The following is a 25,745-nucleotide window of genomic DNA, read 5'->3' as shown; positions in this document are numbered from 1 at the left end:
GCGGCTTGTTTCGGCGTAAATCTCCAGGTGCCAATGCCATTGCGATCACTGAAGCCGCCATGAACCAGGTGAGTGCCACGCGGTGGATTGTCAACGAATGACGCGTTTCCCTGCGCCTCGATCTCTCGGATCGGCGTTTTTGCGATCGACTGAACATTCAGACGCGATGGCCTGCCTTGTCGGGCGCCCCGGACAAATTATAGTCCCCTCGCCTTGAAGGGTAGTCGAACCAACTGGCTCAGGTGGTCTTGAGCGTACCGTTCATCCCTTCCGGATAGAAGCCGCCCTTGCTCACTCCGTCCTTGTCGGTGAGGTAGACGATCCGCAGCACCTCCTGCGGCGTTCTGGTGAACGCGATCGCATCGGGCGTCGAGGGAACGATGTTGGCTTTTCCGTCCGCCTGAATCCCCTGGTCCTTGTCGTCTGACCCGTCGATTTTGTCTCGCGCATCGGAGACAGCGTTGGCGGCCTTCCAGGCTTCCTCTCCCTTTCGGTATAGCGTAGATCGCGCCATTCCCATGTGATAGGCCTCGACCGCCAGGATGCCTGCGGCTGCGGCGAGGAAGTCCTTGTTTTTCAGAACTGTCGCCGCACCGGCATAGGCGGTGACGCCGACATCCTCGAACAACATCCCGCCGAGAACGAAGTTCGTCTCGTTGCCGAAGGGGTCGAAATCCGGCCCGAGGCCTGCTGCTTGCGCGACGGCTTTGAAGCCCGCATCGAAATCGATGGCCGGCCGGTCAACCGCGTCGGTTCCAAGCGTCTTGCGGTAGAAGCGGACGTGCGCGAGTTCATTTTCCGCCACTTCCTGCATGAATTCGCCGATGGCGGGCGTCTCGAACGAGACTTGCTTTCCACCAACGACGTCGCCGGGTTTCGAACCGGCATCGGCTGCGTCGATGCCCTTTCCGGTGGTGCCGCGCAGGTAGTATTCAGCCTCCATATATTCGAGGTTGAGCGCAAAACGGAAAATGTCCTCGTCCGATATGTCCTGTGCCAATACCGGAGAAGGCCGCGCGATTCCGCTCAGTGCCGCTCCGGCACCGAGTACGATAAGTCCCTGAAGCGACTGACGCCGGGATAGGTGAAGTGCGCCGTGCATGGCGGTCTCCTATGTTTGTTGATTCAACACCGCTGTCAGCACCGCGGCACCGAATGCATTTGCCTGACGATTAGATGGTCCGGGCCGCCAAAATATTCCCGTGTCCCGCTACAAAGGCCCTGCGAAAGGAGCCGGCGTAATCTCGGCGTGGACGGCGTCTACCTGCGCTCAGTTGCCGCGTTCAACAGATCCTTTGGAACCAAGGATTGCGAGCCGAGCGAGGACTGATTGCGCGAGGCGGTCGCAACGAGCGCCGGCGAAGAGAAACGTATCCGTGAACACGGTTGCGAGCTTGTCCTCCAGCGCCTCGCGGAGCAGCCGGCGTGCGCGATAAAGACGGGTGCTCACTGTCTGAGGTCGCAATGCCAAAAGAAAAGCGGTTTCCTCAATGCTCATTTCCTCGACGTCCCGCATGACAAAGACGATGCGAAACGGCTCCGGCAAGTCACCGACGGCTCGCTCCAGGAGGCCGCGGATTCCAGCGAGAGCGGCCGCCTCTTCGGGATCAGGCTTGTGTGCGCTGAACGGAGCGACCATGCCTTCGATGACTTTCGCGTCCACGGTGGGTCGCTTTTTCCGGCGGCGTCCCAGCGCCTCGTTCAGCGCGATCCGGGTGAGCCAGGTCGACAGCCGCGCCTCCGCGCGGAATTCGGCCAGATGGGTGAAGGCGTGGATATAGGTCTCCTGAAGTACGTCCTCCGCCTCGGTGTCGTCATTCAGGATGGCGCGGGCGACCCGGTGAAGCCGCTGATTGTGACGCTTGATGATCAGCCAGAATGCGGCGGAGTCTCGATGTCGCGCGTGTTCAACCAGCCCCGCGTCGTCAAGGTCCTCGATTCTCACTGCCTCGGTGGATCCGCTCGGCTTCATCATAGGCGCTCCAGATGCATCAGCTTACTATGAGATAAGCGTATTCCTGCTTTTCGGTCTGCGGCCAGGTGGAGACTTGGGACTCTAGCGGACCAGAGGCCTGCTGACCAAGTAAATCGGCGCGGAGCAGTTCCATCTTCTGGTTTCGGTGCAACTGAGACTAACAGAGTGGTCGCCGGCGATATCTGCTTTCAGAAGCCGTAAAAGGTATAAGCCGCTGTTTTCTCGTTGGTTTGTTGTTTGCTTGTCATTGGAGCTTGGCGACAGTATCGCGGTACGGACTACCGTTCTCGATTTCGCTTGCCTGCCGAGACGGCGCCCACGTCCCAGTCGCGCAGTGCTTCGCAGACTTCCACTCTGGTGGGTGCGCCGATGCGTCCGCCGAACTTCCGGCATTTCAGAGCCGCCGCCATCGATGACAATCGCATCGCTTCTTCGATCGGCATGTTTTCCGCAATCGCCAGCGCAAAAGCGCCATGGAAGATGTCGCCCGCCGCAAGCGTATCGATCGCTCTTACCTTCGGAGCGACAAGACGACGGATGTCGCCGCTTGCATCATCGAACCACAGTGAGCCGTTCTCGCCAGCCGTGACACTGATGAAGGCATGTGCGAATTTCCGCTTCAGAAAGCCGACGGTGCCGACGAGATCAGCGGTCCCGGCAAGCCGCTCGGCTGCAGGCTGCGAAAAGATGATGTGGCTGGCGGCCGGCGCCAGCATCTCGATGACGCCCTCGCCCGCAACGTCGCCGTCGAGAATGGCCGGTTTGGCAGCCTTGCCGGCCGCGATCAGCGTCCGCAGCGCAAGCTTCGGCCACCGGACGTCGACAAGCACGGCGTCGAAGGCAGAAATCTCCTGCTCGGTGACCGGCCTGACCGTATCGTGCAGCCGCGCATCGTAAAAGGGCACGATCAAGCGCTCGCCCTCATCATCGATGAGGATCGTCGAGACGGCCGAGCGGGCGCCCTGCACAACCGTCATGCCGCTCGTGTCTATGCCGCTATCGCCGAGATCGGAGATGATGCGTTCGCCTGTGGCATCGTCGCCAACCGCGCCCCAGAGGCTGGCATGGCCGCCAAGCCGGGCGACGGCGAATGCCGCGCTCGACGCCATGCCTTCGGCGACCTGCAGCATCTCGTAAGGCAGGATCTTGCCCTGGCCCGTGGGCAGCGAGTGCACGCGGAAGAGGGTATCGAGAACCGCCGCGCCGCCGCATAGGACGCGGCGCGCCGGATTAGGCGGCAGGTCGAAGCCAGAGGAAGTCATCGACGTTCGCCTCGCCCGTTCATTTGACGGCGCCGGCCGTTAGCCCCGCCACGATCTGCCGTTGAGCAAACACGGTCAAGATCAGCACAGGCAAGGTGACGATCAACGCCGCCGCCGCAAGCGGCCCCCAGCTGACCTGTTCAAAGGAGAGCATGTTGTAGACGGCGACGGGGAGTGTGCGCGTCTCGCGGCTGGCGAGCACGATGCCGAAGACGAAATTGTTCCACGAGAAGATGACCGACAGGATGAAGGCGACGACGATTCCGGGTCTTGCGATCGGCAGGGCGACAAGGCGGAAAACCTGCCACGGCGTGGCGCCGTCGATGCTCGCCGCCTCTTCCAGCTCCATCGGCGTCGTCTCGAAATAGCCGATCATGATCCAGACGACGATCGGCACGGTGACCACGAGGTGGATGATGATCTGCGGCATCAGCGTGCCGAGCAGGTTCAGCCACTGGAACAGCAGGAAGAGCGGAATAAGGAAGGACAGGCCCGGCGTCATGCGCGCGATCATGATGACCATGGCGGACTTCTCGGCCTTCAGTCGCGCGATGCCGTAGCCCGCCGGCACGCCGATCAGCAGCGCCAGAAGCGTGGCCGATCCCGTCACCAGCACCGAATTCCAGAGATAGAGGAAGAAATTGTTCTCCTCGAAGACCTTCAGATAGTTCGTCCAGGCGAAACGCTCCGGAATGAAGATCGGCGGATAGGCGCCGTTGTCGATCTCATATTTCAGCGACAGCGAGATCATCCAGAGGAAGAACAGGACGACCGGCGAGATCATCACCAGCGCGACGAACAGCAGTCCGATACGGTCGAGTGTCTTGCGCTTCATCAGCGTGCCTCCCCGTCGGACCAGTTCACGCGCTGCCGGATCATCATCAGAACGAAGGAGAGCAGGACGATGAGGATGAAGAAGACGACCGCCATGGCCGAGCCGTAGCCGATGTCGTAATAGGCGAAGGCGGTGTTGTAGAGATAGATGTTGATCGTTTCCGACGCCGTGCCCGGGCCGCCCTGGGTCATGGCGTAGATAATGTCGAAGCTTTTCACGGCATCGATGCTGCGGATAATCGCCGCAATCATCAGGAATGGCGCGATCATCGGCAGCGTCAGATAGCGGAATTTCTGCCAGACATTGGCGCCGTCGATCTCCGCACTTTCATAAGGTTCGCGCGGAACCGCCGCCAGGCCGCCGAGCACGATCAGCATGACGAGCGGCGTCCACTGCCAGCTCTCGACCAGAACCAGCGAGGGAATGACGCTGCTCTGATTGTAGATCCATTCCTGCGGGCCGATGCCGGCGAAGGAGAGGAGATAGTTGAGCACGCCGAGTTGCGGGTGGTACATCATCGTCCAGACGAGAGCGATGGCGACCGGGGTCGCCATCATCGGCATCACGAATATGCCGCGGATAAGACCGCGGAGCGGAAATTGGGCATCGAAGATCAGCGCGGCGAGCGTGCCCAAAAACAGGGGAACGACCACGGAGAGCGTCGTATAGAGCACCGTGTGCCACAGCGACTCCCAGAAGCGCATGTCGGTAACAAGACGGACATAATTGTCGAGCCCCGCAAAGACTTGCGACTGACCGAGCGTCCAGCTGTTGACGCTCATCCACACCGTAAACACCCATGGAAAGACGATGACGGCTGATATGACGATGAGCGCCGGGATGACGAAGGGCCAGTAGTTGGGAGCAAACCGGTCCGGTTTGCTCCCGCCTTTCGGCGCCTTGGCCACTGCGGCCGTTTCGATGCTTGCCGAGGCCATTATCCCTCGCTTTTCGCCAGGACGGGTTCGAACTGCGCCGTCGCCGCCTTCAGTTCGGCTTCAGGATCGGCGCCGCCGATCATGTTGGTGAGGCCGACGCCATAGATATCACGGAACTCGGTGACCGGAATGATGACCGGCAGGGCGAGCTGCGAGATCTTGCCGGAGCCGACGACGGCATCGAGCCAGGCGGCCGGCATCTTGACGCCTTCGCGGACCTTGGCATCCTCGAGCACGGACTGGCGGAACGGAACGCCGGCGCCGGCCTGCAGCAAGCGGGCGCCCATTTCATGGGAAATCGCCCATTGGCAGAAGAGATAGGCGGCTTCCTTCTTCTGGCTTGCCGCGACGACGCCGAGCCCGTCGCCGAAGGTGCCTGCGGCCTGTGCCTTCGGACCCTTCGGCATGATGCCGTAGCCGACCTGGCCGACGACGCGCGACTTTTCCGGGTTCTCGATCGGCGGCGCAAAACCGACGCCATCCAGCCACATGCCGATCTTGCCCTGCAGGAAAGCCGACTGCGCCTCGGCCCAGTTGAAGCCGGAGACGCCGGGAGGGGCGGTCTTGGTCATCAGCTTCTGGTAAAGCTTGGCCGCATCGATCGCTTCCGGCGACGTCGTGCGCAGCTTGCCGTCGGGACCGAGCGGGCTCGAGCCATAGCCGAGCAGCAGCGACGTCCAGACCGGCGTATTGGCGTTCTTCAGGCCGCGGGCGACGAAGCCGTAGGTGTTGGTCGAGGGATCGGTCAGCGCTTCGGCAGCACTTGCCAGCTCTTCGAAGCTGGTCGGGTAGGCCAGGCCCGTCTTCTCGAACAGCGTCTTGTTCCAGTAGATGATCCAGTAATCGACCGAGAAGGGGAGAGAGCGCAGCACGCCGTCACCGTCCTTGGCGAAGGCAAGCCCGGCTTCAGCGAAATCACTTTCCACGAGCGACGGATCGGTCAGCGCGGGATCCTTGAGGAAGCCGCTGATATCGGCAAGCCAGCCACCCTTTTCGAACTGCCGCTTCTGGACGTGGTAGCTCATGTGGACCACGTCGAAGCTCGGCTTGCCGGAGCTGAGCTCGATCGTCGTCTTCTGGCGCTGCTGCTGTTCGGGCGTCGCTTCAGCATTGACCTTGATGCCGGTGAGCTCCTCGAATTCGGGCAGGTACTTCAGAAGGATTTCGCTGCGTGGGCTTTTGACCAAGTTGACTTCGAGCGTGGTGCCAGTGAAGCGCTTCCAGTCGACGGCAGCGGCGGCCGGGCGCATGCCGAGCATGCTGCTGGCCCCAAGCGCGGCAGTCCCCGCCAGAAAACCGCGGCGTGTCGGATTGAAGAATGATGGCATGTTGATCCTCCTCCTTGTTGCCGGCGATCTCCTCATCCCCGGCTGTTCATTCCCGATTATATCTTGAGCGCACGATCCCTTGCATGATTGATATGTGCGACAAGGCTGTTGACGGCGTCCTCCGCCGATCGTCGTTCGATTGCCTCGAGCACTTTCAGATGCTCGCCCATGACGGGTCCGACGTGACCGTCGATGCGAAAGCGATCCTGGCTGATCAGGCGCATCTTGATCGAATTCACGCGGTAGGCGTTCGAAATAATGGTATTTCCCAGGGCATCGATAAAGGCATCGTGCATGCCCCAATCGACGGCCTGGGCACGCAGCTCCAATTCGTGCGAGCCATCGCCGTTTCGGATGGCCTCGGCAATATCTCGATGCTGCTTCAACAGCCTGGCGATCGTCTCGTCCGACGCTGACCGGGTGAAGAGCGCCACGGCCTCTTTCTCCAGGAACACGCGCAGCTGGAAGGCTTCGCGAATGAGGTTCAAATCGATGTGAGCGATCTGCAAGCCCCGCTGCGGCACCGTCTTGATCAGCCCCTCGGCTTCAAGCCTCGGGATGAGCTCGCGGATCGCGCCGAGCGTCAGTCCCGTCAATTCCACGAGACGGCGCTGCGAAACGAACTGGCCGGGACGCACGTCACGCGCAAGCAGGTGGCGCGTGAAACTTGCATAGGCCTTTTCCCGCAGCGTCGGCTGCTCGTCCGTTCCGTCCATCGCCTCCTCCAGCAACATGTCCGACCTACGCGGCTTTCGACCGGAAAAGATCGTCGAAAGCGCGGGCGAGCTGGGCGTGCCCCTCGCCGGATATTGAAACGAGCGGCGGACGAACCGCAAGCCAGATTTCATCCGATGTCTGATGCGCCACCATGGCTTTCACGGCTGGGACAACAGGAAATTTGAGCAGCTCGTCCACGAATGCTTCGACGCGGGGGTCGTCCTTGCCGTCTTCGGCCATCAGCTTGACGTCGCGGGGTACGAAATTCGCCATGCCGGAGATCGCCCCCTGGCCGCCAAGCCGAACGCCTCTGGCGAGATGGCGTTCGTCGCCGACCAGGATGATGAGGTCGCCATGCGCCTTGAGCAAGCTTTCCGTGAACGGCCAGTCGCCGGAAGAATCCTTGACGCCTGTGACGATGTTCGGAAAGGCAGTCCGCAAGCGGCCGATCAGCGACACCGTCAGCGGGACCATGGTGATCGAGGGAATATTGTAGACGATGATGTCCCGCGCCTGATCGCCCAGCATGGCGAAGACCGCTGAAAACCACTGGAACACGCCCTCGTCGCCGACATTTTTGAAATAGGACGGCGGAGCCAGAAGGATATTCCTCGCTCCGAGCGAAAGGGCATGACCGGCCTGTACCGCCGCATCCTCCACCGAGTCGACCAGCACGCCGGCGATGATGTCTTCCGCCGCGATCCCTGCGTCGAGGAACGCCGCGAGCATGCGCTCGCGTTCCCGACTTCCGATGGATGAGCCCTCGCCCGTCGTGCCGAACAGCGTCACGCTGGCGCAGCCAGCAGCCAGGCACCGTTGCCCCTGCGCAATCATCGCCTCGAGGGCGATATCGCTGTTGCCGTCAAACGGCGTGGCAAGGGCGACAGACAGCCCGAATTTTGTTGGCAATATCATTCCTCCCCATCTAGTGGATCAGGCTTAGCAGACTAACATGTTAGTTGTAAAGACCTGGTGGTGGGACTTAGGGAGCAATGGCAAACAATCCTTCAGTAAAGCCGCTCTGCAGGGTCCGTGCCGCTCTCCTGTGCGCTAACTTGGCGCCAACGCCGTTGCGTGTCGGCCAAAGGGCGCCCTAGGACGTTCTTTCGATTTCGCAGTAGACAATGCTGCGATTTGAGCCGGACCATACCGACACCTTCACATCCGCCCCAGTCACGCTTTCACCTGCGATCAACCCCATCTCGTGTTCTGACCGCAACAGCAGCGCCCAGTTCATGAATGTCTCCATGTAACCATCGACATCCGTTGCCGGTGAGAAGTTGGCGAAGAGGAACGTGCCGCCGGGCTTAAGCATGCCGACGCACTTCCTGGTCAGTTTGACGGCGACCGCGTCCGGCAAATAGTCATAGAGACCGGCGGCGTAGACGAAATCGAACATTCCGAGCGCATGCCTTCCACCGAGCAGGGATTTGACCGACCCGTTCACAGCCTCGACAGGCGTACCGGCGAAATCGCGGGCTACGGTTCCGACGCTCATTGGGTCCTGATCCAAAGCCACCCAGCGTTTGATCGCGCCGGCGCCGAGCGCGCGCGACAAAGGCGCTTCCCGAAGATGCCCCGACGCAATGGCCAGGATCTCGGTGGAGCCCGGCCGAACCGAAGCGATTTCGTCGACGCGGCGCGCCAGAATATCTCGACGCTCCCTTACCGCTAGGGATGACGAAGCGTTTCGGGTATAGGCGTAGATCGAACGTCCCAACTTGCTCGATGATGCGACTGCGTCCTCGATCTCAGGCCTGCCGTAGATGAAGTCGAGAAGACGTGCGTCGCCAGAATAGCCGCGCGGCTTTTCAAACGACCAGCGGGTCAATGGATCCTGATGCAGATAGTCGGCAACCGGATGAGATTGCGCGATCGGAACGATGACGTCCCACACGTCGGGGTGAAAGCGGCGCCGCAACTGATGCAGGGCGTCGGTGAGACGCTGGATTATCGCACCAGGCTCGACGCCGGATTTGAACTGACGGATCGACAGGTCAAGGCTGAGGGCAAGCTCGGCTTTGGCAACAATAAGGTCGCCGGGCTTTGGCGCGGCAAACCTCCTCGTTGCCTGACGAATTTCACCGGGCGCCACAAGACTTTCACCATCCAAGACAAGACTTCGTGCCATTTCGAGACTCCTTGACCTAGCGTTAAGCATAATCAACCTCGAAACAGGATGCGACTAGAATCTACACGGGATAAGGGTAATTCTACTGTTGCGGGTGGGAACCTGCTTCTCTACGAAGGTTAAATAATAAGACAAACCCGTTGCAGGTTGCCGAACGAAATTCTGGAGGGCGCCGAAGCATGGCTTGCAGTTTAGTTTCGATAGATCGTAGCCGGGCTGGCATCGTTACATGAGCGCGGCTTACCCGACTGTGCGGTGCGATGAATCAACCGACAGCTTTTCATTTGCGGAGGCTTGCAAGTCTCTGGAAGCCGAAAATGATTCTGTCAGAAGGCAAAGCGCACGGCATGGTCTTTGGATCGCCGTCGCCGTTTATGTGTCCTTCGCACTTCCCGACCAGTGGCTTATCCCCGACGTTGCTCCTGTGACGATCGCCGCGCGATTCGTCGTCGCAGTGATGGCGCTGCTGGCTTTCGAAGCCCTGCGACTGGCAAAAGCGAAAATCGTCTGGCTCGACATCACGTGCGCCGCGGCATTGCTTGCGGGCTATTTGGGCTGGCTTTATCCGGCGATCGGCACCCGTGACGTCGCTGCCATGTCTTACTATATGATTTTCGGCGCCATCTTCATGATGGGCGCCAACCTCTTTTTCAGTTTCTCGTTTCGGCTGTCGGTGATCACCTCCAGCGTCGTGCTCTGCGCATTTTTCATCACGATCGAGACGTATTTCCCTTCCAGCCAAGTCTACAAGATTGCCTTCGGGATGTTCTACATTTCCTGCTTTGTATTCACCTCTTCCATCAATTGGCGATTGAATGTCGAGCGTCGAAGCGTGTTGCTGAATGCGGCGGAGGCGCGCTATCAGCACTGGGAAGCGTCCGAGCGCGGACGGTCGCTGCTCGAGCTTTCAAATACCGACTACCTGACGGGGATAAACAACCGGCGTGCGCTCGATCGACGTCTCGACGAATGCTGGGCCGCCTGGAAAGACGAGGGCCGCGACTTCGTCGTGTTCCTCATCGATGTCGACTTTTTCAAACGCTTCAATGATCGCTACGGGCATCAGGAGGGGGACCGATGCCTGGCTGTGATCGCCAATCTGCTGAAGGCGGTTGTAGAATCGTCCGGGGGCATGATCGGCAGATACGGCGGCGAGGAGTTTATCGTGGTCATGCCGGCCGAAACCCCCTCGGTCGCGATGAGCCTGGCCGAGAGGATCAGGATGGAAGTCGAGTTTCTTGCGATCGCTCATGACGAGCGACCAGATGACAGCGCGATCGTAACCGTCAGCATTGGCGTCGCTTTCACCAGCGAGGACGTTGGAGAGAAAGTTGAACGAATAGTGCGAGAAGCCGATCTTGCTCTCTACAATGCCAAAGCGAGTGGCCGAAATTGCATTCGCAGGTTTGATCCCTCGTTGCCTCGGCCCGACGACAACGCTGGTAAACTCGTCCCGCTGCTGACAGCCGCCATTGACCGCAAACTGGTCTCGCTCGTCTACCAACCGATCTTCGACCTGACGAACGAGAGAGCAAAAGCCGTCGAGGCTTTGATGCGCCTCAGGATGCCGGATGGCACTGCGGTTTCGCCGAGGACATTCATTCCGGTTGCAGAACGAACCGGCGCTATCCTCGAATTGGGCAAGTGGGCGATCGAGACGGCGTGCCGTGACATACTGATGACGGATCGGATGGCCACCGTCAGCGTCAACGTGTCGCCCATACAACTGCGCTCCCCCGGCTTCGCCGCGAGCGTCGCTGATATTCTTGCTCGGTGCGGGGTCTCCGGGTCGCGGCTGGCCTTGGAAGTCACCGAGGGTCTGGACATGGATATGCAGTCGGAGGTTCTGAAATGCATTGCAGATCTGCGGGCTCTCGGCGTCGAAATTTGGCTTGACGATTTCGGCTCCGGCTTCGCCGGTCTCTCTTGGCTGAGGGCGATCGAGTTTCAGACGGTCAAGGTCGATCGAACCTTCCTGCACGACTGCTCCAACCAACGCGGTTTGACGATGCTTCAGGACATGGTTGCGCTCATCCGCAATCGTGGCAATACGATCCTGGTGGAAGGCGTCGAAACTGCTGCACAATTGTCCCTGCTGAAGGATCTTCGCATCGATCGCGTCCAAGGCTTTCATATGGGCATGCCGGTGAGCGCCGAACGTCTGAACGCGGCATAACTCGAGCAACGGTTCCAGAAACCGATATCTTTTGGCGACCGGCTGGGAATGTGTTGCCGAAGCTCCGAAGGCAAAAGGGCCGGTTTCGCTGATCACTTTTGTTCAAGAAGCGTCGCGGTAAAACTGTTATATCCGCCCGATGCAGAATATTTCCCAGGAACAGGCGACCGAAGCCATGCCACTCGCGGGAGCAGAGACGACGCGCTTTTGGCGCGATCCGCGCTTCGGCGGCATGGAATGCCTGAGCGCAACCTTCCTGACGCATGAGTTCGCACCGCACGCCCATGATACGTTCAGCATCGGCGCCATCGAGAGCGGCAGCCAGATCGCCACGATCTGCGGTGCTCGCGAAGCCTCCGGCCCCGGCGATCTCTATTTGATCAATCCAGGCGAGACGCATGACGGGGCGCCGACCGATGCCGGCTATCGCTATCGCATGATCTATCCCGACCTGTCGCTCTTTCGCGAAATCCTCGAGGATGTCACCGGGCGCGTCTTTCACGGCACGCCGGCCTTCGGCAAGCAGATCCTTCATGATCCCAAACTGGCCGCGGCGTTTCTTGGTGCCCACCGGACCTTGGAGGCCGGAGTCGGGGCACTGGAGACCAGCCAGAGCATGTTCCTGGTGCTCGACGCAATGTTTCGCCAACATGGAAGCTCGATCATCGTGCCGACCGACACCTCGGAGCGTTCAGCGGTTCGGCGCGCGCGGGATTATCTGACGGAACACTATGCGACCGATCTGGGGCTGGAAGAACTCGCCGCCGTCGCCGGCCTCAGCCGCGCGCATCTGATCCGCGCCTTCCGCAAGGAATTCCATATCACGCCGCACGCCTTCCTGACCGATGTCCGCATCAGGAGCGCGCGCCGCCGGCTACGGGCGGGTGACCTGCCGGCAGAGGTCGCGCTGGAATGCGGTTTTGCCGACCAGGCCCATTTCACCAGGCACTTCAAGGCGCGCACGGGATTAACCCCTGGCCAGTACCGGGCGCGATAATCACTTTCGTTCAAGACGTCGCTTCGCCACGGTTCTATGACCTCGGCATCAAGCGGAGGTTCGAACGTGCGCAAAAATAAAATCTGGGCCGAATTTTCAGGCGGAATGCGGGCGATCGCGCCACTCGTTGCCGCCGTCATCCCCATTGGGCTGGTGTTCGGCGCCGTCGCCGCGACGAAGGGGCTCTCGGCTCTTGAAGTCGGCCTGATGAGCGCGCTGGTTTTTGCCGGCGGCTCGCAATTCGTGGCGATGGATATCTGGACACATCCCGCCTCCTGGACAAGCCTCGGCTTGGCAGCCCTTCTCGTCAACATCCGCCATGTGCTGATGGGAGCATCGATCGTCACAAAGATGCAGTCGTTTTCACCGCGCGCCCGTTATCTCTCCATACTTTTTCTGGCCGATGAAATCTGGGCGATGGCGGAATTCCGCGCCGGGGTGGCGAGGCTGAAACCGGCATGGTTTGCTGGGCTGGCAGCGCCCTTCTACCTGGCATGGGTTCTTTCCGGGCTGGCGGGCGCCACACTCGGGACGTTCCTCGGCGATCCCGCAACGCTCGGATTGGACTTTGCCTTTCCGGCCGTCTTCATCGTGCTCGTCATGGGTTTCTGGAAGGGACGCGAGACCGGCGCCGTTCTGCTTGCGAGTGCGGCGGCGGCCGTGCTTACCCATCACTTCGTACCCGGCGTCTGGTATGTCGCGGCCGGTGCTCTTGCCGGTGTCGCGGCCGCGACCTTCAGCGGTATGCGCCGCCTGGAGGTGACGCCATGACGCTCGACCTGCAGACCTTGTTCGCCATTCTGGCCATGGCGGCTGCGACGATCCTGACGCGTGTCAGCGGGCTCTTTCTGCTGCGGTATGTGTCGCTGGACGGCAGCAGGCGCAAAGCGATCGAATCCATTCCACCCGCAGTGCTCATGGCCGTGGTGGCGCCGACCGCTTTTGCGACAGGGATCGCGGAGAGCGCCGCCTGTGCCGTTACCGCGCTCGCGGCCCTTCGCTTGCCGATGCTGGTCTCCGTCGCGGCCGGCGTCGTCTGCGTAGCGTTGCTCAGGGCGATCGGCCTGAACTGAACGGCTTTGAAGGGGACTAGGTACCGCGCACAAGTCCGATTCCATTTGCGCTTGCCCATTGTCCGATATCCTGCTTCGTCAGGGCAACGGCCATCAAGTCAGGAAATTGATCCGGCGTGCAGGCGAAGACCGGGCAATCCATGGCGGCGATCGCGCCGGCGTGGCGGGCGTCGTAGCCCGGCCTGCCGTCGTCGGAGAGCGCCAGCAGAACGATGACGTTGACGCCGGATTGCTTGAGCGCGGCGACACGCGCCAGCATGGAGCCGGCATCCCCGCCTTCGTAAAGGTCGGTGATGAGAACGAGATGGGTCTTGTTCGGTCGGTCGATCTTGGTCTCGCAATAGGCAAGCGCCGCATTGATATCCGTGCCGCCGCCGAGTTGCACGCCGAACAAAACCTTGACCGGATCGGCCAGATCTTCCGTCAGGTCGACGATCGCGGTGTCGAAACAGACGAGCTTCGTCGACAGGACCGGAAGCGACGCCATGACGGCGGCAAAGATCGATGCGTAAACGACCGAAGATGCCATCGAACCGGACTGGTCGACGCACAGCATGACATGATCGAGATCGGCCTGCGTCCGGCTTTTGCGCGCGAACCCCACCAGGGTCTCCGGCACGATCGTGTGGAAATCCTCCTGGTAGTGACGAAGATTGGCGCGGATCGTCCTTGGCCAGTCGATATCGGCGTGGCGAGGCCGGTGGGTGCGCTGCGAACGGTTCAGGGCGCCGGTCACCTTCTCCACCGTTTTGGACTGCAATCGCTTCATCAGATCCTCGACCACCTTGTTGACCACCGCGCGGGCAGTCTCCATGGTCTTCGCGGGCATTGCACCGCGCAGGGAGATGAGATCGGCAACGAGATGCACGTCCGCTTCCAGCGTCTCGAGAAACTCCGGCTCCAGCATCAGCGCCTTGAGATTGAGACGCTCGAACGCGTCCTTCTGGATGACCTGGACGACAGGCGAAGGAAAGAACTCGCGGATGTCGCCGAGCCAGCGCGATACTTTCGGCGAGGACGCACCGAGCCCGCCGCGCCCCTTGCGCCCTTCGGATTCGTAGAGAACCGACAGCGCGCGGCTCAGGCGCTGGTCCCGCTCGCCGAGACCCTCCATGTCGTCGTCACCAAGTGCCAGCTTCCAGCGTCGGATACGTTCAGAAGTCATGCGCGTCCATTCCCAGGATCGTCTTCAGCAAAGGCAGCGCCCGTTCGAAGGCAGGGTTGTCCTCGATCACATCAGGCGCGGCCGATCGTTCCTTTCTTCCACCGGCGACGCGTTCCATGATCCGCTTGCGGCCGACCGCATCGAAACCGGTCAGCGCACGCCGGAAGAGCGGCAGGCTCTCCACGAAAACCTCCTCGTCCAGCCCGCAGAGCCATTCGTCGATGAGGAAGAGCAGCGTCTGATCCTGGATCAGCACCTCCGCAGACCCCGAAATGAAGGCTTCGATGAAGGCGCCGGCCCGTGTGGGGCTCTCGCCCACGATCTGCCGCGAGAAGGCAGCCGAGAGCCGCGGCTCGTCCCAAAGGCTAAGGTCATGCAGACGGCGGAGACTGAAGCCCACGACCGGCGCCGCCGCCTGCTCGTCGTCGACCAGGAGGGCAAGTTGGCGCCGCCATTCCGCAAGCAGCGCGGGATCGCCAAACAGGCCAAGAGCTTCGTCATAGGCGCGCATGGCGATGATGCGCTGAGATGCGGCATCATCGTCCAGTTGGCGAGAACCGATCCGGACGTCGGCATTGACTTCGACGCTGAGTGCGGTGATCAGCGCGCGAAGCTCCGACTCCGGCAGCTTGCGGGCGGTTCCGTAGCGGACAATGCGCACCAGCGGCGCGACCGCGTTCATCAGATCGGTGATGTCATTGTTCTGCACGGCGGCGGCCTGCAGAAGATCGATACAGGCGCTGGCGGCTTCGGGAAGATCGGCAACCAGCGCGCCGCGCACCAGTTCCGAAAGCGCCGCGATGCCGTTCGCGTTTCTGCCTCGATCGATCGTCGCAGCCGCTGCGGCCTGTTCGATCGTCAGGCCCCAGACAAACGCCTCCGCCAGCCCGACGGACATGTCCGGCGACCATGCGAGGCTCCAAATTTCGCGGTAGGTTCCGCGCCCGGCCTCCGCGTCGATCAGCCGGCCCCAATGGACGCCAATCAGGTTGAGGCGGTGCAGGAAGGTCGATTTGAGCAGCCCCGCCTCGCTGCGCAGATCGAGCTTGATCTCGCTTGCCGTTTCTTCCGGCTTCAGCCGTGTCCTGCGGCACCACAGCTCGAAATCCTTGGCGAGCGGCATTTGCGGCACCGCTTCGTCGATCTCGCCGATCTGGCTGCCGATATAAAGCCTGCGTTCGATCATCGCGAGCGGGATGTCGTCGCCATGGCATAGGCTGGAAAGCGAGGCATCCCGCATTTCGGCCAGTCCGGGCACGCTCAGTCCCCGCATGCTGGCGAGCCCGAGCGCAAGGCGGGCCGCCTCAATGGCTGAGGCTGTCGAAGCGTCAAAACCTTCCTGCCGCAAAAGAGCTGCCGTCCGCGCCTGCCAGACGGCGGCAAAGGCTTCCGGTCCGTCATGACGATCGCTGGAATAGAGGCTCCAGAGATGCCGATACCAGCCGGGCGAAATGACGCCTGCGCCATAGCCGGACGCGTAGCTCAACCGCCCGTCGCTCCAGGGCGCCCAGGTCGCTTCCACCTTCACCCTCGGCAGATCCTTGACGATGGCGCGGTCCTCGGCGACCGTCGTCTCGGTGCGCAGCCCACCCACATGCCAGGCGCCGATCACGACCGCAACCTCGCCGTCATGCTGCTTCAGCGCATCCCGGATATGCCCGCGCATGAAGGCTTCACGGCGCTTTTCACGCAGCCATTCGGCATCGCTCATGCCGCCGGCATCCGCCTGATGTTGACGCGCTTCCGTCATTGCCGCTTCTATGGCGGCGAAAATTTCAAGCGGCGACTGGCCGCTGCCGTGCTGTTCGATCAATACGTTCCAGAAGCTCTCGCCATCACCATATCCGGCGGCCTCGGCAAGCAGATCGAGCGGGTCGAGGCGGATCGTGGGGGCTTCCGAAGCGCCCTCCTCCGGATCTTCGCCGTCGCTATTTTCTGTCAACTCCGCCGCCTTCCTTTCGAGGGCGGCAAGCCGTTCCTCCCGGGCCGCTTTGGTGAGCGCCAGAGACACGGCGGCGGGCCAGTCGATGAAACGGACAGGACGGCCGTGCGCAAGCGCCCATTGCATGGCCACCCATTCCGGAGAAAATTCCGCAAAGGGCGCGAAGACGGCATTGGCGGCCTCGTCCGCCGCGTAAAACAGCATGGCCAATGGCGGCTTCATGCCAGGCAGCGCCGCATGCTGGATCAGCGCATCGCCTTCCGTCGACCCTTCGATCAGCACGCAGGCCGGATCGAGCGCATCGAGCGCGCCCTTCAGAAGCGCCGCCGAACCCGGCCCGTGATGGCGGATGCCGAAGAGATGAGCCTTCCGCTTCATGGTTCAGATCACCTCGCGGATGGCCTCGTAAAGATCGCGCCAGCCGTCGCGGGTGCGCACTACGGTTTCAAGATATTCCGACAAGGCGACGCCATCCTGCACCGGATCCTTGACGACCGCGCCGACAATATTGGTGGCAAGCGCATTGGCATCGATGCGGCCATCGCCGAAATGAGCGGCTTCCGCCCAGGCCGAAACGCCGACGGAGATCGCCTCGGCGGTCGACAGCGTACCGGTCGAGGTCTTCAGTTTCGTCTTGCCGTTCAGGGTCTTGCCGTCCCGAATTTCACGGAACAGGGTAACGACGCGGGCGAGTTCCTTGTCCGCGGGCTGGATCGGCGGCAGACTGAGGTTGGTGCCGATCTCGCCGACGCGCTTCACGACGATCTGGGTTTCCTCTTCGAGCGTGTTCGGCGATGGCAGGACCACGACGTTGAAACGCCGCTTCAGTGCCGAGGAAAGCTCGTTGACGCCCTTGTCGCGATTATTGGCCGTGGCGATGACGTTGAAGCCGCGTTCGGCATCGATCGCGATATCGAGCTCCGGCACAGGCAGGATCTTTTCCGAAAGAACCGTGATCAGCGTGTCCTGCACGTCGGAGCCCATGCGGGTCAGTTCCTCGAGCCGGAGCAGCGTTCCCTCCTCCATCGCCCGCACCAAAGGCGTCTTGACCAGCGCCTCCGGCGACGGCCCCTTGGCGAGCAGCAAGGCATAGTTCCAGCCATAGCGGATTTGATTTTCGTCCGTGCCGGCTGTGCACTGGATCAGGCGTTGCGAAGAACCTGATATCGCCGCGGCCAGATGTTCGGAAACCCAGGATTTCGCCGTCCCCGGCAGGCCAAGCAGCAGCAGCGCCCGATCCGTCGCGAGCGTGGCGACGGCCGTTCCGATCAGTCGCCGGTTGCCGACGTATTTGGCCGATACCGGCGCTCCATCGGATGCCTTTCCGCCAAGGAGATAGGTAACGACCGCCTGCGGAGAGAGCTTCCAGTTGGCGGGTCGGGGACGGTCGTCGCCCTTCGCAAGGGCGGCCAGTTCGCCCGCGTAGATCTGCTCTGCAGGACGGCGAAGTTGGGCTTCAGGCATTTGCGGTCTCCAGGCTGTCCATGAGGTCGAGGAAAAGAATGGCATTGCTGCTTTTGGCGGGATCGAGCCCGGCAAGCTCGGCGCGCAGCGTCGAACGCATCGATGACGGGCACATGACGGCCATGCTGTCGGCGATATCGGCTTCGAAGCGCCCACTGTCCCCGCGCAACGCCTGCCACGGCTTGGAGCGCAGGATATCGCCGAAGACGTTCTCCGTCGTCTGCCCTCCCAGCCATTGCGCCATCGCCCGCATCGCCCAAGGCGACGTGTCGGCCGCCCACCTGCCCGGCCGAAAGATGTATTCGATCCAGAGCTGCCGCATGTCAGCGGGATAATCCGCCAGCATTTCGCTATCGAGCTGGTGAAAGGCCTCCCAACCGTTGAGGAGATGGCGCTCGGTGATCAGCTTGACGATATCCAGCCGCCTATCCTGCGTCGCCATGAAAAGCAGTGCCGCCAAGAGGTCGCCTTGCTTCTCGCCGGCAGCCACCACGCCATCTACCGTCATCGACAAGGCGTCGGCCAGAACCTCCAGACCGATTGGGCCGAAGGTCTCGTTGAGCCAGCTCATCTTTGTAAAATCTCGGACGGTGGCGGGCACGTCGAGCGACAGGGCCGCCTTCTTGAAAATCAGCCCGGTCTGCGAAACCTTGATGCGTTCCAGGGCGGCGCGCAAAGCCGGATTGTCCCCGTCGAACCCCGGTAAGCGGACGAGCAGCCTCTGAGCGAGCTCGCGAACGCGTGGCGCGCGATCCTTCTCCAAGCTCCTCAGAAACGGCGCATCTGCTTCCGACAGATTTTTCCAGAACGCTGCGAGAAGGCGGACGCGGCTATCGGCATTCTCCGACGTCCAGGCTGCCTCGACCATCGCCCGCGCAGCATCCGGATCGGAAGTTCTGCGGCCGTTGATGTAGCCAGCTTTCACGGCTGGCGTCGCCAGCATCCAGGTGTCGTCACTCAGGCTGTCGGGCGCGAAGTAATTCTGCTTCTGCGCGACCGGCGTTTCACGCTCGGAAAAAGCAAGCGCTTCCGCTCCGAGATTTTCGGCGTGGGCTTTCACGAACGGTTCGAGCCTGGGCAGATCGAACGGATGCAGCCGGAGCCTCTTTTCGGCAAGCTTTTGGACGATTGCCGCGGACAGTTGACCTGACGCCTGGTTCTTGCCGGAAAGCAGCCGAAGCAAGAGCTTCCTTGCCGCGTCCGGCAGGATTGCCGCATGATCGGTGATAGCCTCCTCGGTTTGGAACTGTCCCGGTGGCGGCGGACGGTCGAACCGCAATGCCTGGCCAGCCAGCGCCAGCGCCTGCAGGGGATCGGTGGCGCCGATACGATCGAGCGGCAAACCGCTCCGGGTACCGGACAGAAGCTTCGGCAGGATCTCGCTCTTCAGGCTGGTCAAGCTCATGCGGTCCACCGTCCAAGCGCCGTTTCAGACCAGCAGAGCGTCAGCTCGGTCCCATCCCAAAGCCCGGCGCCATCGATCGCTTCGAGCTGCAGGAGCGGCCAGCTTGCCGCCGATTGCGATTTCGCAAGCGGAAGACTGATCCCATGGCCGCTGAGGTGGATGGTTTCGCCCGAGCGCCTGAGCCGCGCCCCGCGAAACATGACCGGATAGTCGCCGAGCCAGGGTTTTTCGGTCAAGGCCTCCTCGTAAAGCCCATAGGCGTCGGCGAGATCGTGCGGCGGAAGCGCCAGCGCAGCGTCGGACATGACGCTGCCGGTTGCCTGGCTGGCGATCAGCGCGCGCAATGGCACGCTCGACGGATAAAAAATCAATTCAGCTTCGAAAGTATCGCCAACGCTGTAGCCGCTTGAGGAGGCGCCCGTGGAAACCGGGACGTATTCGATGAGCACCGCATGCCTGTCGCTACCGTGAAGCCAGGTCTCGATCCGGCGGAGCTTATCCGGCTGCACCTCGCTGCGGGTCGCCCAAACTCGCCAGGCGCCGGAAACGCGCAGCGCCCGTTCATCCTCGAGCAGCGCTTCACGCGTGACGTTCCAGCCCATCATCTGCCTGAGATCCTGGCGCAATGGCTCGGACAGGCTATCCTGGCGGCGATAGGCCTCGGCCAGCAGATGCAGGGTAGCGAGTTCCTGAATGGCAGCAATCGGGCGGGCCGCCTCCGCGCGGGCGAAAAGCCGCGCCGGAATGGTATCGACCCGGAGCGCCAGGCCGGAGGCCTTGGCGTCAAACAGGCGCTGAGCCATTACCCGGCAGGTAGCCGTTGCCTTGGCCGGAAAGGCGGCGAAACCAGCATCCATCTGGTCGGCAATCCAGGTATTGAGTTCGTCGAGGCCGTTGGCGATGGACGTCTCGCGCTCAAGCCGGTTGCGTTCCCGAGCCGCCGCCGCGCGGGCCTCCGCCTTCGGATCAACCACCGCCTCGATTTCCTCGGTCGCCGCGATCGACGCTTTGGGTTTATCGGCGCCGGCTGTTGGAGCGCCCGCATAAGGTCCGCGTCGGCGCGACAGCCAGTCGTTCACCCAGTCCGGCGCCGTTCCGGTCGCAAAATCGACCTTGCCGTCAGCGCGCATCCACATCAAGGCGAGCGAATGCTTGCAGGGAAACTTCCGGCTGGGGCAACTGCATTTGTAGCCGGCATCGGGTTCGGTGACGGAAATTCTGTAGGGCGTGGCGCCGGAGCCTTGGCATTCGCCCCAGATGAGGCCCGATCCGTCCTGGGCGAGCGTCGGCCAGCTCGAGGGTTTGAGAAGCTTCTTGGCCGCGGCGAGCGAGCCTTGATCCGGGGCAAGCTCTTCTATCTTTGCCAAACTCAAACTCAAACTCAATGGAACCCCCGACTCGGCCACATTCCACTATCGCGTGTTTTCTGGCATGGCATAGCAGAAAGTGCAACGCCTGCCCGGCGCAACAACCCGTCATGGAATCACTCTGCTTCAAACGAGTGGGATATTCTCGCGAAAGATGATCCGTGGCTCGATGTTCTTCAAAGACAAGGTCGGCGTGCTTGCCGCGATCGAGCCGAGAAGTCTTATGACAACCTGCTCGCCGATCAGGCGCGCATTCTGGTCGATCACGACGTCGATCAGATCTTCTGCCAGCCATGCCCGCGTCGCGTCAGTGAGGTCATGCATGATGACGAAGGGACGCTTGTTTCCTTTCGCTGCTTGCAGAACTTCGGCGATGCCGGCCTGCCTGCGCCGACGCAATAGACGCCGACGAGATCGTCGGTGTCGCGCAGCATCCGTTCCATCGCCGGCTGGGACAGCTTGTTCTCGTCACGGGTTTCGATGGCAGGAAGGATCGTCAGATGCTTGAATTGCTCCTCCAGCAATGTCCGGAATCCATATTCCCGCTGCTGGTGTCCGTGGAGCGTTCGCGAGCCGAGGAACAGTCCTATCGATCCCTTCTTCTCACGCGACGTGAGGCCCATGATCAGCGCCGCGGTTCGCCCCGCCACCAGATTGTCGACGCCGACGAAGGCAGAGCGTGGGGTCGAGAGAACATCCGTCACGATGGTCACGACGCGGACCCCGGATTCGCACAGGCGCCGGATCGCATGCCGTGTCTTCGGGTGATCGACGGCAATCACCCCGACGCCGTTGGTCCGGAGCGGAAGACCTTCCAGCGCCGCTACGAGCGCGTCAGGGTCGATGCCGTCGAGTGCCGTGACATTGCACGACGCCACGAGCGGCAGGGATGACGCGAAGGTGGTGATCTTCCTGGCGACGTCCTGCATGAATGAGTTGTGCGCAAAGGGGATGAAGAACTCCAGATGTGCGGGGCGCGAGGGCAAGGCAAGCATTCCCTCGGTCGGCAGATAGCCCAGTTCCTTCGCGGCGCGAAACACCCTCTGGCGATTGGCGGCGCTGACACCACCACGGTCGTTCAATGCTCGATCGACCGTTGCAGTCGAGAGGCCAGCCTTCCGGGCGACATCGGAAATGGTCGTTTTCTTCATGGTCCTTCCCTTTGCACAGTTGAGGGAAATGCCGTTTTGTCACATCAAAAGATGAGGTTAATCACATCATACCCCACCTGCAACATAAGTAAGAACCGCGAAATGAAGTGAGCGTCTAAAATATAATAATTACCAAGAGTTCCGCTGAAATCCAATCAATATGGGAGGAGGTAACTGATGTGATTTGATGTGATATCGAGTTGCGAAGCTTCTATCGGCAGCCCAGTTTGGCATCAGCAGGGTCATTACAACATCACCGGGGCAGGCCGAGGATCGGCAGATCTCGCAGCGGCCCTGCGTGATGAATATGGATGTAGGGGCGAACGGGTGATGTGTCCGGAGCGGTCCGAGGTGCCGGCGGCAATACAGGTGAACGGCTTGAGCGGGACCGGTCAGTCGCTTTCAGCGCAGCATTTGTTCCCGCCACCGGAGATGATCGCATGAGCGCCAATTCGGCTAATAGCGAAACATGCGGGCAGTCTGCCGCCCTCCCCCGCGACTACGGTTTGACCGGTGCTTCCGCCAGACAAGCCGTCGAGGCGGGTCTGGTAGCGGCCGAATGGTATCACACCGACGTGCCGCGCAAGCTGATGAAGGAGTTGATGCAGCGCAGCGATCAGCCGGCGATCCGCGACACGATTCTATGGGCAGTTCTCCACGTGGCTTTTGCCGTTGGCGGCATCTGGTTCTGGGGCAGCTGGTGGGCGGTGCCGTTCTGGTTTGCCTATGGGGTGATGTATGGCTCGGCCTGCGATGCACGCTGGCACGAATGCGGCCACGGCACCGCCTTTCGCACGCGCTGGATGAATGACGTGCTTTATCACATCTGCTCGTTTCAGGTGGCACGCAACCCGGTGAACTGGCGCTGGAGCCACGCCCGCCACCATACCGATACAATCATTGTCGGCCGAGACCCTGAGATCGCCTGGATGCATCCAATCGCGCTGACGCTGAAAGCGCTCGCCTATACCGGCGTGGTCGAGGTCTGGCAGAACCTCAGGACGCTGGCGCGTAATGCGGCCGGCGCCCTCTCGCCGGACGAGAAGGACTACGTGCCCGAGAGCGAATGGCCCAAGGCGGTGTTCTGGGCGCGGGTGCATATGGCAATCTACGCGGCCGCTATACTGACCACCATAGGCATGCTCGTCGCCGGTGCAGGTTGGAAGGCGGCGATCCCGCTTCTTCTGATCGGCGGTCCGCGCATCTATGGCTGTTGGCATATGGTGATGACCGGGCTCCTCCAGCACGGCGGGCTCGCGGAGGACGTGCTCGACCATAGGCTTAATTCGCGCACCGTCTATATGAATCCCGTCAGCCGCTTCATCTATTGGAACATGGGCTATCACGTCGAACACCACATGTTCCCGATGGTGCCTTACCATGCGCTGGCAAGGCTGCACGAGGCGATCAAGCACGACCTGCCGCCCGCCAACACCTCGATCTGGGCCGGCTATCGCGAGGTGTTTCAAGCGATCATGCGGCAGAGACGGGAGCCCGGCTATTATCTCAAGCGTGCCTTGCCGCAAGGGGCGAAGCCTTATCGCGAAGAGCTGCATGCGGCTGTGCCGGAAAGGTCCCTCGCATGATCGCCCGGCCATCAGAGATGCCCATTGAACATGGAAACGAGGACCATATGCCCTGGATCGCTGCCTGCGCCGAAGACGACATCGAAAAGGAAGACGTTTTGGGCTGGATCCATGGCGGACGGAGCTTTGCAATCTTTCGCAGCCCTGACGACGAATTCTTTTGCACCGATGGGCTCTGTACCCACGAGCAGGTGGAGCTCTCAGACGGATTGGTGCTCGACTATGTGATCGAGTGTCCCAGACATAATGGCCAATTCGACTATCGAACGGGTGAGGCCAAGCGCTCGCCTGCCTGCGAGAACCTGCGAACCTATTCCGTCCGGCGCGAGGGCGGGCAAGTCCTGGTGCTGGTCGAATGACAGAGTTGAGAAGACAGGAGAGCCGGGGCGCCGCATCACGCCGTTTGCCGACGGTGGCGGACCTGCGCGCCTGGAAGGGCCGGCGTCAGTTGACCATGTTGCGCTATTTCAGCCTCGATGAGGCGGCAGCCGCCGAAGCGGCGGGGATCGATGTCGCCTCCGTGCCGGCCGAGATCGTCCTTGATCCGCACTACCGCGCGGTTGCGCCGACGGTCTTCTCGATGACCGGGCAGACCCATCTCGAGATGGGTACCCCGGACGATTATCTGCGCTGGTGCGGCAATGCGCTGAGCCGCGGCGCCGACGCGGTCTACTGTTCGGGCTCGCTGAAGACGGTCGAAAAGCTCTCCCGTGAATATTTTCCCGTCGTTGGTCACGTCGGGCTGGTTCCTACCCGCGCCACCTGGACCGGTGGCTTCAAAGCCGTCGGCAAGACTGCCGAGGCGGCGTTGCGGCTCTTCAAGGAGGTCAAAGCCTATGAGAGCGCCGGTGCCTTCGCGGTCGAAATTGAAGTGGTGCCCGCCGAAGTCGCGGCCGAGATCAGCAAACGGGTCGAAATCCTTTTATGGTCGATGGGTGCCGGGGCTGGCTGCGACGCGCAGTATCTCTTCGCCAACGATATACTGGGCTACACCGAAGGTCACGTCCCGCGCCACGCCCGAACCTATCGCGATTTCGATGCCGAATATGCGCGGCTGCAACGCGAGCGGATCGCAGCTTTCACCGAATATGCCGCGGACGTCGCCGGTGGTGCCTTCCCGCAGGATTGTCATCTGATCCGCATGGATCCGCGCGAACTGGAGAAGTTCATCGACGGGGTCGATCGGCAATGAGGAGGCCGCCCGCCGCCACGTCACGCGTCATACAACAGCTTTCACCGGCCGGGAGGAGCTATAGACCGGCCAAACCAAAGGGAGGAAACGGGACATGCTGAGACGGACTTTTCTGGGCGCGGTGGCCGCATTGGCGCTGATGCCGGCAGCAGCAATGGCGCAGAGTGCGGCGAACAAAACCTTTTACTGGATATCGCACGGCTCCCCGACCGATCCGGTCTGGACCTACTTTCTTCAGGGTGCCGAGAAATTCGCTGCCGATACCGGCGTGAAGGTGAACACGTCCTTCCATTCGAATGATGTACCGAGCCATCAGGAAGCCATCCGCGCCGCCATCGCCGCCGGCGCGAACGGCATCTGCACGACGAGCCCGGGGCCTGGCACCTTGGTGGATGTTGTCAACGAGGCCAACCGGGCCAACATCCCGGTCATCAACTTCAACACCAAGGACCCGGCGCCGGCCTGGAGAGCCTATGTCGGCGTCGATCTCAAGGTCGTCGGCCGCACCTGGGCACAGTATCTGGTCGACCATAAGCTGGTGAAGAAGGGAGATTTCGTCTGGATGCCGCTCGAAGTTCCGGGTGCAGGCTACGGCGAAGAGGAATCGGCGGGTGCCGACGAAGTGTTCAAGCCGCTCGGGATCACTTGGGAAATCCAGGATGCGTCCTACGACCAGGCCGAGGCCATCAACCGGATGACCGACTACGTGACCGCCAACCGTAAGAAGATCAATGCCGTCATCGGTCTCGGCGATCTCGTAACCGGTTCTGTCAAACGCGTGTGGGATCAGGCCGGCATCGCCAAAGGCGAGATTCCGGTGGTGGGATGGGGCAACTCGTTGGATACGACTACGGAGGTCAGCGAAGGTTATGTGAATGCCGGAATGTGGCAGGATCCGTTGGCGACCTCATACATGTGCCTTTCGGCGCTGATGTCTGAAGCGAGCGGAATCCCGATCAACTTCGACATCATCACTGGCGCACTCTACGAGGCCGATAAGGCGCCGTTCTACGCTAAGATCATGGGCGGCAAATAAGCATG

The 25,745-nt window shown here is 61.5% G+C and carries 24 protein-coding genes; 8 read left to right on the top strand and 16 right to left on the bottom strand.

All coding sequences use genetic code 11. The features are described 5' to 3' along the window. Window positions 1-238 precede the first annotated feature (238 nt). From EFR00_RS24310 to EFR00_RS24270, 9 genes are all read right to left on the bottom strand, one after another. Window positions 239-1,102 carry a ferritin-like domain-containing protein gene (locus tag EFR00_RS24310; RefSeq protein WP_096762474.1) on the bottom strand — a complete coding sequence of 288 codons (864 nt, stop codon included), beginning with the start codon at window positions 1,100-1,102 and terminating at the stop codon, window positions 239-241. Between the two features lie 168 nt (window positions 1,103-1,270). After that, window positions 1,271-1,975: an RNA polymerase sigma factor gene (locus EFR00_RS24305; RefSeq protein WP_077989832.1), complete on the bottom strand. Its 705-nt coding sequence runs from the start codon at window positions 1,973-1,975 to the stop codon at window positions 1,271-1,273. A 278-nt stretch (window positions 1,976-2,253) separates the two neighbouring features. Then, entirely contained in the window at window positions 2,254-3,237 is a 984-nt protein-coding gene (locus EFR00_RS24300; protein ID WP_077989833.1) for a sugar kinase, read from the bottom strand. A gap of 19 nt (window positions 3,238-3,256) precedes the next feature. Continuing rightward, a complete protein-coding gene (locus tag EFR00_RS24295) occupies window positions 3,257-4,072 on the bottom strand; it encodes a carbohydrate ABC transporter permease (protein ID WP_077989834.1) in 816 nt (271 codons plus the stop codon). After that, window positions 4,072-5,010, bottom strand: a complete 939-nt coding sequence (locus tag EFR00_RS24290) for a carbohydrate ABC transporter permease (RefSeq protein ID WP_077989835.1) — start codon at window positions 5,008-5,010, stop codon at window positions 4,072-4,074. Before EFR00_RS24290 ends, EFR00_RS24295 begins: the two co-directional genes overlap by 1 nt. Further along, window positions 5,010-6,338: an ABC transporter substrate-binding protein gene (locus tag EFR00_RS24285; protein ID WP_077989836.1), complete on the bottom strand. Its 1,329-nt coding sequence runs from the start codon at window positions 6,336-6,338 to the stop codon at window positions 5,010-5,012. The genes EFR00_RS24290 and EFR00_RS24285 overlap by 1 nt, the downstream gene beginning before the upstream one ends. A 56-nt stretch (window positions 6,339-6,394) precedes the next feature. Then, a complete protein-coding gene (locus EFR00_RS24280) occupies window positions 6,395-7,072 on the bottom strand; it encodes a GntR family transcriptional regulator (protein WP_183740372.1) in 678 nt (225 codons plus the stop codon). Window positions 7,073-7,079: 7 nt separating this feature from the next. Further along, window positions 7,080-7,964 (bottom strand): dihydrodipicolinate synthase family protein, encoded by an 885-nt coding sequence (locus tag EFR00_RS24275; protein WP_086156639.1) that lies wholly within the window; start codon window positions 7,962-7,964, stop codon window positions 7,080-7,082. 184 nt (window positions 7,965-8,148) lie between these two features. Then, window positions 8,149-9,186, bottom strand: coding sequence for a class I SAM-dependent methyltransferase (locus tag EFR00_RS24270; RefSeq protein WP_077989839.1), 1,038 nt, complete (start codon window positions 9,184-9,186; stop codon window positions 8,149-8,151). Window positions 9,187-9,415: 229 nt separating this feature from the next. Between EFR00_RS24270 and EFR00_RS24265 the strand changes: the two genes are divergently transcribed. From EFR00_RS24265 to EFR00_RS24250, 4 genes are all read left to right on the top strand, one after another. After that, window positions 9,416-11,362, top strand: a complete 1,947-nt coding sequence (locus EFR00_RS24265; RefSeq protein ID WP_077989840.1) for a putative bifunctional diguanylate cyclase/phosphodiesterase — start codon at window positions 9,416-9,418, stop codon at window positions 11,360-11,362. 139 nt (window positions 11,363-11,501) lie between these two features. Then, window positions 11,502-12,359 carry an AraC family transcriptional regulator gene (locus EFR00_RS24260; protein WP_077989841.1) on the top strand — a complete coding sequence of 286 codons (858 nt, stop codon included), beginning with the start codon at window positions 11,502-11,504 and terminating at the stop codon, window positions 12,357-12,359. 36 nt (window positions 12,360-12,395) lie between these two features. After that, the gene (locus EFR00_RS24255) at window positions 12,396-13,130 is read left to right on the top strand and encodes an AzlC family ABC transporter permease (RefSeq protein WP_077989842.1); all 735 of its coding nucleotides are present in this window, start codon (window positions 12,396-12,398) and stop codon (window positions 13,128-13,130) included. Continuing rightward, window positions 13,127-13,432 (top strand): AzlD family protein, encoded by a 306-nt coding sequence (locus EFR00_RS24250; protein ID WP_077989843.1) that lies wholly within the window; start codon window positions 13,127-13,129, stop codon window positions 13,430-13,432. The genes EFR00_RS24255 and EFR00_RS24250 overlap by 4 nt, the downstream gene beginning before the upstream one ends. A gap of 16 nt (window positions 13,433-13,448) precedes the next feature. Here the strand turns inward: EFR00_RS24250 and EFR00_RS24245 are convergent, their stop codons facing one another. The 7 genes from EFR00_RS24245 to EFR00_RS24220 all read right to left on the bottom strand — a co-directional run bounded on the left by EFR00_RS24245 (window position 13,449) and on the right by EFR00_RS24220 (window position 21,926). After that, the gene (locus EFR00_RS24245) at window positions 13,449-14,597 is read right to left on the bottom strand and encodes a VWA domain-containing protein (RefSeq protein WP_077989844.1); all 1,149 of its coding nucleotides are present in this window, start codon (window positions 14,595-14,597) and stop codon (window positions 13,449-13,451) included. Then, on the bottom strand, window positions 14,587-16,917 hold the full coding sequence (locus EFR00_RS24240) for a DUF5682 family protein (protein WP_077989845.1): 2,331 nt from the start codon (window positions 16,915-16,917) through the stop codon (window positions 14,587-14,589). Before EFR00_RS24240 ends, EFR00_RS24245 begins: the two co-directional genes overlap by 11 nt. Window positions 16,918-16,920: 3 nt before the next feature. Then, window positions 16,921-18,003 (bottom strand): ATP-binding protein, encoded by a 1,083-nt coding sequence (locus tag EFR00_RS24235; protein WP_077989846.1) that lies wholly within the window; start codon window positions 18,001-18,003, stop codon window positions 16,921-16,923. After that, window positions 17,996-19,408: a DUF5691 domain-containing protein gene (locus tag EFR00_RS24230; RefSeq protein ID WP_077989847.1), complete on the bottom strand. Its 1,413-nt coding sequence runs from the start codon at window positions 19,406-19,408 to the stop codon at window positions 17,996-17,998. The genes EFR00_RS24235 and EFR00_RS24230 overlap by 8 nt, the downstream gene beginning before the upstream one ends. After that, window positions 19,405-20,775 carry an SWIM zinc finger family protein gene (locus EFR00_RS24225; RefSeq protein ID WP_225882608.1) on the bottom strand — a complete coding sequence of 457 codons (1,371 nt, stop codon included), beginning with the start codon at window positions 20,773-20,775 and terminating at the stop codon, window positions 19,405-19,407. The genes EFR00_RS24230 and EFR00_RS24225 overlap by 4 nt, the downstream gene beginning before the upstream one ends. Before the next feature lie 126 nt (window positions 20,776-20,901). Next, a complete protein-coding gene (locus EFR00_RS33605; RefSeq protein ID WP_245435269.1) occupies window positions 20,902-21,042 on the bottom strand; it encodes a hypothetical protein in 141 nt (46 codons plus the stop codon). A gap of 8 nt (window positions 21,043-21,050) precedes the next feature. Further along, on the bottom strand, window positions 21,051-21,926 hold the full coding sequence (locus EFR00_RS24220) for a LacI family DNA-binding transcriptional regulator (RefSeq protein ID WP_245435268.1): 876 nt from the start codon (window positions 21,924-21,926) through the stop codon (window positions 21,051-21,053). A gap of 440 nt (window positions 21,927-22,366) precedes the next feature. Between EFR00_RS24220 and EFR00_RS24215 the strand changes: the two genes are divergently transcribed. The 4 genes from EFR00_RS24215 (at window position 22,367) to EFR00_RS24200 (ending at window position 25,740) form a co-directional block, all read left to right on the top strand. Beyond that, window positions 22,367-23,512, top strand: coding sequence for a fatty acid desaturase family protein (locus tag EFR00_RS24215; protein ID WP_077989849.1), 1,146 nt, complete (start codon window positions 22,367-22,369; stop codon window positions 23,510-23,512). Between the two features lie 47 nt (window positions 23,513-23,559). Continuing rightward, a complete protein-coding gene (locus EFR00_RS24210) occupies window positions 23,560-23,871 on the top strand; it encodes a MocE family 2Fe-2S type ferredoxin (protein WP_077989890.1) in 312 nt (103 codons plus the stop codon). Next, window positions 23,868-24,704, top strand: coding sequence for a 3-methyl-2-oxobutanoate hydroxymethyltransferase (locus EFR00_RS24205; protein ID WP_077989850.1), 837 nt, complete (start codon window positions 23,868-23,870; stop codon window positions 24,702-24,704). The genes EFR00_RS24210 and EFR00_RS24205 overlap by 4 nt, the downstream gene beginning before the upstream one ends. A 94-nt stretch (window positions 24,705-24,798) precedes the next feature. Beyond that, window positions 24,799-25,740: a substrate-binding domain-containing protein gene (locus EFR00_RS24200; protein ID WP_077989851.1), complete on the top strand. Its 942-nt coding sequence runs from the start codon at window positions 24,799-24,801 to the stop codon at window positions 25,738-25,740. The last annotated feature ends 5 nt before the right edge of the window (window positions 25,741-25,745 follow it).

The sequence above is a fragment of the Rhizobium sophoriradicis genome, from assembly GCF_003939025.1.
Taxonomy (GTDB): Bacteria; Pseudomonadota; Alphaproteobacteria; order Rhizobiales; family Rhizobiaceae; genus Rhizobium; species Rhizobium sophoriradicis.
Note: the sequence above shows the minus strand (reverse complement) of the source record. Positions and strands in the feature narration are given on the sequence as shown.

Excerpts from the sequence above, each read along its gene's own strand:
- EFR00_RS24230 (WP_077989847.1), bottom strand. The coding sequence starts at position 19,408 with ATGAGCTTGACCAGCCTGAAGAGCGAGATCCTGCCGAAGCTTCTGTCC.
- EFR00_RS24280 (WP_183740372.1), bottom strand. The coding sequence starts at position 7,072 with ATGTTGCTGGAGGAGGCGATGGACGGAACGGACGAGCAGCCGACGCTG.
- EFR00_RS24240 (WP_077989845.1), bottom strand. The coding sequence starts at position 16,917 with ATGAAGCGGAAGGCTCATCTCTTCGGCATCCGCCATCACGGGCCGGGT.
- EFR00_RS24205 (WP_077989850.1), top strand. The coding sequence starts at position 23,868 with ATGACAGAGTTGAGAAGACAGGAGAGCCGGGGCGCCGCATCACGCCGT.
- EFR00_RS24200 (WP_077989851.1), top strand. The coding sequence starts at position 24,799 with ATGCTGAGACGGACTTTTCTGGGCGCGGTGGCCGCATTGGCGCTGATG.
- EFR00_RS24305 (WP_077989832.1), bottom strand. The coding sequence starts at position 1,975 with ATGATGAAGCCGAGCGGATCCACCGAGGCAGTGAGAATCGAGGACCTT.
- EFR00_RS24300 (WP_077989833.1), bottom strand. The coding sequence starts at position 3,237 with ATGACTTCCTCTGGCTTCGACCTGCCGCCTAATCCGGCGCGCCGCGTC.
- EFR00_RS24310 (WP_096762474.1), bottom strand. The coding sequence starts at position 1,102 with ATGCACGGCGCACTTCACCTATCCCGGCGTCAGTCGCTTCAGGGACTT.
- EFR00_RS24295 (WP_077989834.1), bottom strand. The coding sequence starts at position 4,072 with ATGAAGCGCAAGACACTCGACCGTATCGGACTGCTGTTCGTCGCGCTG.
- EFR00_RS24235 (WP_077989846.1), bottom strand. The coding sequence starts at position 18,003 with ATGCCTGAAGCCCAACTTCGCCGTCCTGCAGAGCAGATCTACGCGGGC.
- EFR00_RS24265 (WP_077989840.1), top strand. The coding sequence starts at position 9,416 with ATGAGCGCGGCTTACCCGACTGTGCGGTGCGATGAATCAACCGACAGC.
- EFR00_RS24210 (WP_077989890.1), top strand. The coding sequence starts at position 23,560 with ATGCCCTGGATCGCTGCCTGCGCCGAAGACGACATCGAAAAGGAAGAC.
- EFR00_RS24215 (WP_077989849.1), top strand. The coding sequence starts at position 22,367 with ATGAGCGCCAATTCGGCTAATAGCGAAACATGCGGGCAGTCTGCCGCC.
- EFR00_RS24220 (WP_245435268.1), bottom strand. The coding sequence starts at position 21,926 with ATGAAGAAAACGACCATTTCCGATGTCGCCCGGAAGGCTGGCCTCTCG.
- EFR00_RS24285 (WP_077989836.1), bottom strand. The coding sequence starts at position 6,338 with ATGCCATCATTCTTCAATCCGACACGCCGCGGTTTTCTGGCGGGGACT.
- EFR00_RS24250 (WP_077989843.1), top strand. The coding sequence starts at position 13,127 with ATGACGCTCGACCTGCAGACCTTGTTCGCCATTCTGGCCATGGCGGCT.
- EFR00_RS24245 (WP_077989844.1), bottom strand. The coding sequence starts at position 14,597 with ATGACTTCTGAACGTATCCGACGCTGGAAGCTGGCACTTGGTGACGAC.
- EFR00_RS24260 (WP_077989841.1), top strand. The coding sequence starts at position 11,502 with ATGCAGAATATTTCCCAGGAACAGGCGACCGAAGCCATGCCACTCGCG.
- EFR00_RS24270 (WP_077989839.1), bottom strand. The coding sequence starts at position 9,186 with ATGGCACGAAGTCTTGTCTTGGATGGTGAAAGTCTTGTGGCGCCCGGT.
- EFR00_RS24255 (WP_077989842.1), top strand. The coding sequence starts at position 12,396 with ATGACCTCGGCATCAAGCGGAGGTTCGAACGTGCGCAAAAATAAAATC.
- EFR00_RS24290 (WP_077989835.1), bottom strand. The coding sequence starts at position 5,010 with ATGGCCTCGGCAAGCATCGAAACGGCCGCAGTGGCCAAGGCGCCGAAA.